Origin of the sequence: Yersinia sp. 2542 StPb PI (assembly GCF_048593855.1) — a bacterium.
GTDB classification, from domain to species: Bacteria; Pseudomonadota; Gammaproteobacteria; order Enterobacterales; family Enterobacteriaceae; genus Yersinia; species Yersinia enterocolitica_E.
The window spans coordinates 1-1,729 of record NZ_JAZGQA010000367.1 but is presented as its reverse complement, the minus strand read 5'-3'; the positions used below and the strand labels follow the sequence as shown (position 1 = coordinate 1,729).

Here is a 1,729-nt window from a genome sequence, read left to right as displayed (position 1 = left end):
GTACAAAACACAGGGTAATGTTGCTTTTTGAGCTGAATTTATCATTTTTTAGATAAAATCAAAGATGATTTGGCTTATAATTTAGTTATCGCTTTATCTTATGCTATTTAATTGTGGATGTTCAATACGGTTCTTTTTTTAAATTAACTATTTATTAACTTCAATTCTGCTGTTTATGATGTTTTTAGACTGATATTTTATGTTTTCTGCATTCCTTTTTTTCTTGTAAGTGGGTCTTAATGGTTTTTAAGGAGTGTGCTAAGCTCGGACTATCAAAACTTTAGGTGGTTAATTATGGTCTTTGTCATTCTTTGGTTTGCTATTGCAGGATTAAGTGAGTACTTAGTCTGGGGATCTCCACTCTTGGCGGTGTCTCTGGCCTTGCTTTTTGTGGTGCTCGGTGGGTACTGGGTTTACAGCGTCAGAAAAATTCAAGTAAGTGATATACCTTCTGATGAAGCCAGATCTAAGTCTATCAGTAATTTGAATCTCACCTTCTCTGTGGCGCTGTTGGCTATTCATGCGCTTGTTTTATTACTATTGCGCTGATAATGGTATGGTTTTCGTTAACTATGCCATTGGTTCCAGGCAGCTATAAGTATCCAGGCAGCGATGGCCCAGCATAAAACAGCCGCGGTCAATGCGAGTGGTAGGCGTAAATAGTCAATTAAAAAATAAAGCGATATCAAATAGATAAAGTAGGGAATGATAGCCCATAAACCGAATATAATTGTTACGCGCAGTGCTTCAATATTGCGCTCATGGCCGACAATATAGTGTGCGATGAGGGCGAAAGTAGGGAATAACGGGATTAAACCAGCAATATAGTAATTGCGCGTCTTCGATAATAGCCCAATCAATACCACAACTATGGCGCCGATCAGTGCTTTAAGTAACAGTCCCATCGCTATCCCGAAAAATTTAAAAAAGCTGCCAATAGAATATATTTCAATGAAAAACAAAGAAATTCCTATATATGGCAGCGGAGCAAAATAAGACTCTCTATCTTGATAAGCTATTGACGATAGCCGTTCTTGATTTGTGCCAGAGTATTGGTGAAAACTTCAGCTTGAGCAGTGTCTTCGATACCGGCAATGGAACGTTCGATATTTAAGATTACTTTCCCAGCATCGGCTTGGCCGATCGCTTTTAGCAATAGAGTCAATGTTGCTTTCAAACATGCAACTTCATTCGCTAAAGTTTCTGGGTCAGCAGAAGTGGTAAAGTCTGGATTACTCATTTTTTTTCCTGAAGTGATAGCTTACCTGTGAACAAAGTGATGTGGGTTAACCCAGTATCGCAGTGAACATTCGCGGCATTATTAAACAGTTATAGCATTATATCATAAACTGATGGTCAGCTTTGATAACATGTGCTTAATCTTTAGTTCGTGGCGCAAAATGTGGTCGAAGGCGGGCAGGGGATAGGTATGTCTGGATGATGCTTCCTCTGACGATGTAAGTATTATCTTAATTAAGTGAGTTTTGTTCATAAAAATCATATCATTTCTGAATGAGTAATTTTGTGTCAAAAATCACTCATTTTGAGCGTGAATAAGAGATAAACAATAAATAAACAAAACTAAGAATAATTCCTATGCCGCAAAATTAGAACTGAAATAGCCGATCCTGTGTGGTATCAATATGTTGTGCTTTTTCAGGTAAAAATAAGTTTCGGGATGTCAGCAATTACCGTTTGCATGAATAGCAGTGTAATGCCAAGAAAACTC

General features: G+C 37.7%; 3 protein-coding genes. 1 reads left to right on the top strand and 2 read right to left on the bottom strand.

What is annotated here, in order from left to right; genetic code table 11:
• Positions 1-294 precede the first annotated feature (294 nt).
• Positions 295-549: a hypothetical protein gene (locus V1952_RS21665; protein WP_372558765.1), complete on the top strand. Its 255-nt coding sequence runs from the start codon at positions 295-297 to the stop codon at positions 547-549.
• 17 nt (positions 550-566) lie between these two features.
• On the opposite strand, the gene V1952_RS21660 is transcribed toward V1952_RS21665, so the two are convergent.
• Both V1952_RS21660 and V1952_RS21655 read right to left on the bottom strand, forming a co-directional pair.
• Complete coding sequence (locus V1952_RS21660; protein ID WP_372559885.1) at positions 567-905, bottom strand: GlpM family protein; 339 nt, start codon at positions 903-905, stop codon at positions 567-569.
• 110 nt (positions 906-1,015) lie between these two features.
• On the bottom strand, positions 1,016-1,240 hold the full coding sequence (locus V1952_RS21655; RefSeq protein ID WP_083159114.1) for a DUF2594 family protein: 225 nt from the start codon (positions 1,238-1,240) through the stop codon (positions 1,016-1,018).
• Between the last annotated feature and the right edge of the window lie 489 nt (positions 1,241-1,729).

Bases quoted from the DNA above. Each gene is read 5' to 3' on its own strand.
- V1952_RS21665 (WP_372558765.1), top strand. From the start codon at position 295: ATGGTCTTTGTCATTCTTTGGTTTGCTATTGCAGGATTAAGTGAGTAC.
- V1952_RS21660 (WP_372559885.1), bottom strand. From the start codon at position 905: ATGGGACTGTTACTTAAAGCACTGATCGGCGCCATAGTTGTGGTATTG.
- V1952_RS21655 (WP_083159114.1), bottom strand. From the start codon at position 1,240: ATGAGTAATCCAGACTTTACCACTTCTGCTGACCCAGAAACTTTAGCG.